Genomic DNA, 7,535 nt, shown 5'->3' with positions numbered 1-7,535 from the left:
AATATTTTTTGGCGAAAGTCTAGGGAATATGGTTTCATTTTTACCCTTGAGTATCTACACTATCTTTATTTTAAATAATGTACTTCATTAGACTGGTAAACGCTATAAGTATAGATTCTATATTGATACTAATGATACTAGTATATCTACTATATTAGTTAAACTTACGTAAATTTTTTCTGATTTTTGGCTGTTTGAAGTCTTTTATCATCTAATTTTGGGCTGCTTATACTTGCTACCAGAGTTTACTTAGCGAAAACCAGCAAATAAATAAAAAAAGACTACAGAAAGATTTGCGAATAGCGGCAATTGCCCTTTCTATAAATGCAGTGATGGTTACTGGTAACCAAAAGGATTTCTCTCAAATTCCCAGTTTGGTGCTGGAGGATTGGACAAATTAAAATAGAGGAATTTTCACTACGATGAAAATACTACAATAAAGTAGTAACGCATCTAACCTCTGGAGTTCTAACAGTGGGCTTATTTGATGATTTGAGTCGGTTTCTAGAAAACCGTTTAGAGGAATTCTTGCGGAATAATCCACATTTGGAGTTGGAGGCGCTGTTAGAACAGCTGCGTCAGCAAGAGGAAGATACTTTAAAGTTGGTAGCAGATTTACAGTTACAAGAAAAGCGATCGCAAGAAGATATTCTCTCCACAGCGCAAGAAATCCAGCGTTGGCATATCCGAGTTCAAAAAGCCAAAAATGCTAATAGGCAAGATTTGGTGGGGCCAGCAGAAGAGAGAGAAGCAGCCTTATTGCGTGAGGGTAATCAGCTTTGGGGACATATGCAGGGGCTAAAAGAACGCTTAGAGCAATCCAAAGAATTACTCAGTAAGATACAAGCTAGGCGGCAAGAAGTACAAACCAAAGCAGCACAAGCACAAACAGCACGGGCTAAAGCCCAAACCCAACAACGTATAGAAACTAATGGTTGGTGGAATTCTACTACCAGTTCTAGTGGCGGATTTGATGATTTAGAAGAAAAGTTCCGCCGTTGGGAAACCCAAGATGAACTAGAGCAAATGAAGCGTAATTTGGGGAAATAAGTAAAAAATATCTACATAGAAGATAGTTTGGGGAGATATCCCATTATTCAACGGAGAAAGAAAAGATTTTCAGGATTTAATTCCTTTAAATCGTTCTTTCGCCTTGGCAAAAGCTTCCTGCATAACAGATTGGATTTTTTGCGGGTCTGGTTTATTACCACCCATTAAATCGCCAAAGTAGACGCAGGCTGTCTCCCCTAAAGACCAGGTGTAAGCGGCTGCCCAAGATGCAGCGATCGCACTCCCAAATCCTGGGATAAACTTAACTAACTCTCTTCCTATGGCTTGGGCTAAAAAACCACCGGCGATCGCACTCACAATACCACCTGCTTGGGATGGTGTGAGTGTTTGACCATATAATTTACCCAACAGCGTCACCATCGATACTTGCAATGCCGTGAGTACAGGCATGGTGGCAAATGGCAAGGGTACAGCAGCGAGTGCAGCAGCCATCACCGCAAATGATAAGGTGTAACGTCTGCCTGCATCCCGGTAAATATTGCCCAGTTTCTCGCTTGTTGGCTTATCTAATAACTGGTAAATAGCTTGGGCTTCCGCTTCTGGGAGGAGTTCTGCCAAATTATCTCTGAGGGCATCTAAGCCGTAAAATACAGGATTGTAGCCATCTTCTTCTAGGGTAAAGTCAATGAGGAGTGAACGGTCATAAAGTCCTGTAAAAGCTGCTTGAATCGCCGCAAAAGCCCTGTTTATTTCCTCATAGTTTGGTGGATAATCTGGATGATTCTCGACACCAGGGGGGTAAACTTCATGTAAACAAGTAACTGCGAGTAAACAGGGAATTTCTGGATATTTGCGCCGCAATTCTTGGGCAATTTGCCGCAAGGTATCAGTAGCGAAATCATTGATTTTCACTGTCAAAATCAAGACTCTGGCGCGGCTACTTTTCTCTTGTAAGTCTCCCACCAACTCTTGTATGACTGTCTGGGTTTCCTGGTTAATATCGCCTAGCCCCACAGTATCAGTAAAAACTAGTAATGGCAGGTCGTTAGATGGATAGGCGTAGCGTTGGGTGTGTTGGGTGTGGGGACGAAAGCCTTGTCCGACAATCTCCGCAGAAACGCCTGTTAGACCCCGCACAATGGAACTTTTACCAGCTTGTGGCTTGCCAATTAGCAAAGCCTCTGTAGTTGGCAGTTCTTGGCGCACTTTCTCCAAAATCTCGGCAACTTCAGCTTCACTCACGCTGAACCACTGGAAAAACTTCTGGGAAACCTGTTCCACTGGTAATCTCTGCACCACACTATCTGCTGCCTTTTTCCAGACACCAGTCACACGGTTTGCCCAAGAATTATCGCCTCGCCTAGTCATTGCACTTGCTGGTTAAGTTACACCCTATATATATTTTAATTCTGCATCACGGCATCTAATAAAACATCAGCACCAAAGCGGACGACATCAGTGCAAGGTAAACCGGTTTCTGCTATTGTGTGAGCGATCGCCTCTTTTGCTGCATACTCATCTAAATGGGCAGTATTCAAAGCTATACCTACCACAGGCACAGTTCCAAAAGCACCACCTGCACTAGCTACAGTTTCATACAGCCGAATTACTTCTGGTAACGGCGGAATCAGTACATGGGGATTATTGCCGTTGTGAGTCTGTCCGGCGCGGTGTACTAGTACTAGTTGGGTGGGCTGGGAACCACGAATTAGAGGTAAGGTAGCAGTAGAACCAGGATGCAGTAGGGAACCTTGCCCTTCAATGTTCAAAATATCGTAGTTCTTGCCATAGCGCATCACCATCTGTTCCACAGCACCAGCAGCAAAGTCTACCCGCACCGCATCCAAGGCGACACCATCACCTTCCAACATAACCCCAGTTTGCCCGGTAGCCAAAAACTTAGAACGCCAACCCCGCAATTTTGCCGCCCAATGCAGTTCTAAACTGGTGGACATTTTGCCAATCGCCATATCTGTTCCCACCGTCAACACCCGCCGACAGGGTAAAGTCCGCGCTGCACCACTAGCAACTTCTAAATTAGCTGGTTCTTTGCGGACATCCCAAATCAATTGTCCTGGTTGCAGGAGGGCATTTAAATCGGGGATACCAGCCAAGGGTGTGTGTAAGCCATTCACCAATGACATCCCAGCTTCCAGCGCAGTTTTCAGTTCTATCCAGTAATCATCTGGTATCCCACCACCCTTGGGGGCAATACCAATCACTAAGACTTGGGGTTTGTATTCCAATGCTGCTTCTACCGATTTGACAATCGGTACATCACGCTTGATACTTGTGATTTCTCTTAAGGATTTGCCTGCACAGTTGCGGTCAATTACAGCAACAATAGGGGCTTCACTGTAGCGTAAAAGTGCTAGCCCGGTTTTGCCAACAGTTCCGGTAGTTCCTTCATGTAGCAGAATTGCTACTCGTTGATTAAGTGGCAGACGCACTATATCTTACCCCCAAGCCTGGTAAATCGTTTGGTATCACTCGCCCCTCTTTAAGTAACGCACCCGTAAAAGGGTCATCGCTTAAGTTGAGGTGACTGTCTAAGTCTAAATAATCAGCTAATGGTGCTAGTTGTACCGCAGCAGTATTGGATAGTGTACTGTCAGAATAGCAGCCGAACATGACTTGTAAACCACAAGCTTTGGCTGTGTGTACCATCCGCAGCGCCTCAGTTAAACCCCCAGATTTCATCAATTTAATATTGATGCCATCTACATAATTAGCTAAACGGGGAATATCTTTACTGTTAAAGCAACTTTCATCAACAAATATCGGTAGGGGGGATTTTTCCTTGAGTTTGATTAAATCCTCTTCTCGTCCCCTAACTAGTGGCTGTTCAATATATTTGATACCTAAATCAGCCAGCCAATTGCACATTTCCACCGCATCTTCTAAACTCCAACCCCCGTTGGCATCCACAAAAAACTCTTGTGCTGGTGCTTCTTGCTGCACAGCTAAAAGCATCTTCTTATCTGCTTCTATACCATCGGGACTGCCTAACTTGACTTTCAACAGGCGAACGTCGGTAAATTCTAACCAGTCTCTTGTGCGTATCCTGGCGGCTTCCGGTGTATCAATGCCAATGGTAACAGAAGTTGGTACTATAGCCTGGCGATCGAGTCCCCAGATTTGCCACAAAGGTAAACCCACAAACTTACCCAACCAGTCGTGCATCGCCATATCTAACGCTGCCCTGACTGCGGAAGGAACCTGATATTTTATGAATACTTCCTCTATTTCCTGTCGCTGCAACGGGCTAAATGGTTCTAAAAATGGCACAATTTGCTGCAAGTAGTCATTGATGACATTAGTTGATTGTCCATAATTACCCACACCAAACGGTGAAGCCTCACCCCAGCCTTCGATGTCATCATGTAGAATTTTCACCCAGACATTTGTAGTCTTTGCCGTAGTGCCACGACTAATGGTCAAGGGAAATCTTTTATTGACCGTAAACAAAATGACTTCTACCTGCATAACCACGCTCAATCTTTGCTGAGAGCAAAAACAGTGTAAATACAAAGTCTAGCTTATTTGAGGTATCTGTTATACTTTTTTACATTCATCCTGAGTGGATAAAAAGTTAAATATTAATTCGTAAATAAATAAATCTATGAGTAAATTACAAGAATGGCAAATATTAAAATCCAAAATGGTCTTAGATCATCCTTGGTGTCAAGTCAGACAGGATGAAGTTAAATTACCAAGCGGTATAGTAATAGATGATTATTTTGTCAATATTAAGCCAGATATTGTCCTAGTTTTGCCAATTACATCTAATAAAGAAGTTATCTTTGTGCGTCAATACAGACATGGGGCTGGAAAATTTTTTCTAGAACTGCCAGCCGGGAGGTTTGAACCAACACAAGAAAGTGCTGAAGATGCAGGCTTGAGAGAATTGGAAGAGGAAACTGGTTATAGCGCTCAACAATTAATTAAAATTGTCACACTATACGATAATCCTAGTAAAGAAACGAATCAAATTCATTTATTCTTAGCAGAAGATGTTGTTAAACTTGGAGAGCAAAATTTAGATATTACAGAAGAAATAGAAGTTATTTTAATTCCTCTTGAATTAGTCTTAGAAAAAATTACTCAAGGTGAAATTTCAGTAGCAGGAACTATTGCAGCTTTATTTCTAGGGTTAAATTTTATAGGGAGAAGTTAGGTTTAAAACCTCGCCCCTTGTGGGCGATAGCTCCCTTGCTCCCTTGGTTGAAGCCGAACTACGTTCCGCTTCGCTAACACCCCTTGTGGGTGGTTTTTCTCCCCTACTCCCTGCTCCCCTGCTCCCCTGCTTTTTTACTACTGAGTGACCTCTCTCCAAACCTTTCTCCTTGTAGGCTACGGTGTATACACATTTTTGTGCTGGGTGCAAAATGTAGTTTGATCCCCCTAAATCCCTCTTAAGAAGGGAAGTGGTTTGGGGTTAGGTCTGTATTTGACTCAACTGCAAATCGCTATATATACAGATTACCGAGTAACTACATGATAGAAAAATTAATACTTCTGACTTTCACAACTTAAAGTAGTTTGTTATACTACTGCTCATAATCACAGAACCTTGAAAACTTAATATTGTGTTTCCGATTGAACGTAAAAGTGTTTCTTTTAACTATCGACACGTAAGTTTTTCGCGGGGGTAGACCGATCCCTAAAACCATCATTCTTTCGTTGACCCCCGCGAATCGCTTACTGTACAAAGGTTTCAATGGGGTCTAATAGTCCTCTATTGTCAATAATTTGTGCTTGTTGACAGGTAAAATGTACCCCCCGCTAAAATAGCTATCTCTAACCCTCTCTGGATAAGGCTTCTGGAAGGGTAGGGTTTTAATTCCTTTACCCCTCACGGGGATGGAAACCCCTCCTGCAAAAGCAGAAGAGAAGACGGAATCCAGTGTTTTAATTCCTTTACCCCTCACGGGGATGGAAACCCTTTTCTTGGCTTTTCGGTGACTTTCAAAAAGTCACCTGTTTTAATTCCTTTACCCCTCACGGGGATGGAAGCAATAAACAGAATTTTGCCATCTAAAGGCAAAGTGTTTGTGCTAAAACAAAAAACAAAAGTAGTAAACACAGATAACTGTGCGCCTTGAAGATTTTTTAAAAAATTAAAACCGACCTAAACTTAAAAATTACCTCTAAAAAAGTTAAGAATTAAGTAATTTGAATAGATAAACTTGAGTATAAATGTATAACTAAAACAATTAAATACTCATATTCCATCAATCCGAAATTGACTAGGTTAAAACTCTGCCTATTCACCTTAACCATGAGCTTGACTCTCAGCAGTTGCACACCTGAGAGACGAACAATGTTGCGGATAACTACCGAGAGATTTCACGACCAGGTAGTCGAAGCCATTACCTCAGTTAAGGAAATTTATACACTCAAAAATGTGCCACTAGACCCGAAACTATCCCGTGAGTTAATCACTCAACAACTACTTACAGATCCCAGTATTAACTTTAGGGATATTCCAGAAATAGATAAAATTATCACCCAAGATGAAGAGACAAATAGAGAACCATCAAATTTTGACAGAGAGTTAGATAATTTAACTGTTGAATATGACACAGCCTTAGAGATATTTCAAAATCTGGAAAAGATAGATTATGGTAGTTCAAGAATAGTTTCTCAATCGGCTCAACCTGCAAGATGTTTAACAGTAAAAATGTTACTCTTAGCCAAGCAAATTCAAGAACGACCGCCAAAACCCAACAATCCCCAACGGGTACTAATTAGCGTTAGACTACAACAACTACGTAAACTATATAACAGTCCCAATTCATCTCTATCCACAGAAGAAATTAAACGCCAAGTCGCAGAACAAATAGATGAATGGCTAAAAGTAAATGCAGTTGAACAAGCAGCTATTGAGGATACAACAACTAAACTGTTAATCGCTGCGGATACTGGACGACAACTATCAAAATTAATTGATGATTATTCAAGCGTAAATTTTGAAGTAATTGCTGCAAGAGTTACCCAAATTATGGGTTTAACAACCAGTATTACCAGGCGCAATTATAGCTCTACACGAATTAAGCTAAAAAATATAGAAAGATTAATTACAGAAGACAAAACTTTAAGAGAATTTATGACAGAGGTATCTTTCAAAAGACCACAGTCACAAACTTCAACATCGCCCCTGTGTCAGCAGCTTTAATTACAATTCTCATCTACTAACATCTTGCACCTTCTCAATAAAAAGGTGGTGGGCATTGCCCACCCTACGAAATAATAGGCTTTTTGGCTTGATAATTTTCGCAAAAAGCAAATGCTGCAAGATATAAGAATAGTAGGTTGGGTGTAGCGATAGCGTAACCCAACAAAGTCTTGAGAATGTTGGGTTCCGTTCCTCCACCCAACTTACACTAGTCTAAGTTGTTGGTTTTAACTGAACTGTAAGTAGGTGGGTGGAATTAATTATAAGATAGAAAGACTGCAAAATTAACCTATTATGCCTGCGCCTTTACGCATCATTCTCACGCCAGAAGAAAACCGAACCTTAA

General features: G+C 41.4%; 6 protein-coding genes. 3 read left to right on the top strand and 3 right to left on the bottom strand.

What is annotated here, in order from left to right; all coding sequences use genetic code 11:
- The first annotated feature begins 474 nt into the window (after positions 1–474).
- The gene (locus tag H6G14_RS32410; RefSeq protein WP_190573018.1) at positions 475–1,050 is read left to right on the top strand and encodes a TIGR04376 family protein; all 576 of its coding nucleotides are present in this window, start codon (positions 475–477) and stop codon (positions 1,048–1,050) included.
- A gap of 69 nt (positions 1,051–1,119) precedes the next feature.
- On the opposite strand, the gene H6G14_RS32405 is transcribed toward H6G14_RS32410, so the two are convergent.
- The 3 genes from H6G14_RS32405 to H6G14_RS32395 are packed head-to-tail and all read right to left on the bottom strand — an operon-like array spanning position 1,120 to position 4,497.
- On the bottom strand, positions 1,120–2,379 hold the full coding sequence (locus H6G14_RS32405) for a GTPase family protein (RefSeq protein ID WP_190573016.1): 1,260 nt from the start codon (positions 2,377–2,379) through the stop codon (positions 1,120–1,122).
- Between the two features lie 35 nt (positions 2,380–2,414).
- Entirely contained in the window at positions 2,415–3,461 is a 1,047-nt protein-coding gene (locus H6G14_RS32400; protein WP_190573014.1) for a DUF1611 domain-containing protein, read from the bottom strand.
- Positions 3,445–4,497, bottom strand: a complete 1,053-nt coding sequence (locus H6G14_RS32395) for a dipeptide epimerase (RefSeq protein ID WP_190573012.1) — start codon at positions 4,495–4,497, stop codon at positions 3,445–3,447. Before H6G14_RS32395 ends, H6G14_RS32400 begins: the two co-directional genes overlap by 17 nt.
- Before the next feature lie 136 nt (positions 4,498–4,633).
- Here H6G14_RS32395 and H6G14_RS32390 point away from each other — a divergent pair, with 136 nt between their 5' ends.
- Positions 4,634–5,188 carry an NUDIX hydrolase gene (locus H6G14_RS32390; RefSeq protein WP_190573010.1) on the top strand — a complete coding sequence of 185 codons (555 nt, stop codon included), beginning with the start codon at positions 4,634–4,636 and terminating at the stop codon, positions 5,186–5,188.
- Positions 5,189–6,334: 1,146 nt separating this feature from the next.
- Positions 6,335–7,189 carry a hypothetical protein gene (locus H6G14_RS32385; protein WP_190573008.1) on the top strand — a complete coding sequence of 285 codons (855 nt, stop codon included), beginning with the start codon at positions 6,335–6,337 and terminating at the stop codon, positions 7,187–7,189.
- Positions 7,190–7,535 lie beyond the last annotated feature (346 nt).

The organism is Nostoc parmelioides FACHB-3921 (assembly GCF_014696625.1).
GTDB lineage: Bacteria > Cyanobacteriota > Cyanobacteriia > Cyanobacteriales > Nostocaceae > Trichormus > Trichormus parmelioides.
This window is presented reverse-complemented; position numbering and strand designations above follow the sequence as displayed.

Bases quoted from the DNA above. Each gene is read 5' to 3' on its own strand.
- H6G14_RS32405 (WP_190573016.1), bottom strand. From the start codon at position 2,379: ATGACTAGGCGAGGCGATAATTCTTGGGCAAACCGTGTGACTGGTGTC.
- H6G14_RS32395 (WP_190573012.1), bottom strand. From the start codon at position 4,497: ATGCAGGTAGAAGTCATTTTGTTTACGGTCAATAAAAGATTTCCCTTG.
- H6G14_RS32390 (WP_190573010.1), top strand. From the start codon at position 4,634: ATGAGTAAATTACAAGAATGGCAAATATTAAAATCCAAAATGGTCTTA.
- H6G14_RS32385 (WP_190573008.1), top strand. From the start codon at position 6,335: ATGTTGCGGATAACTACCGAGAGATTTCACGACCAGGTAGTCGAAGCC.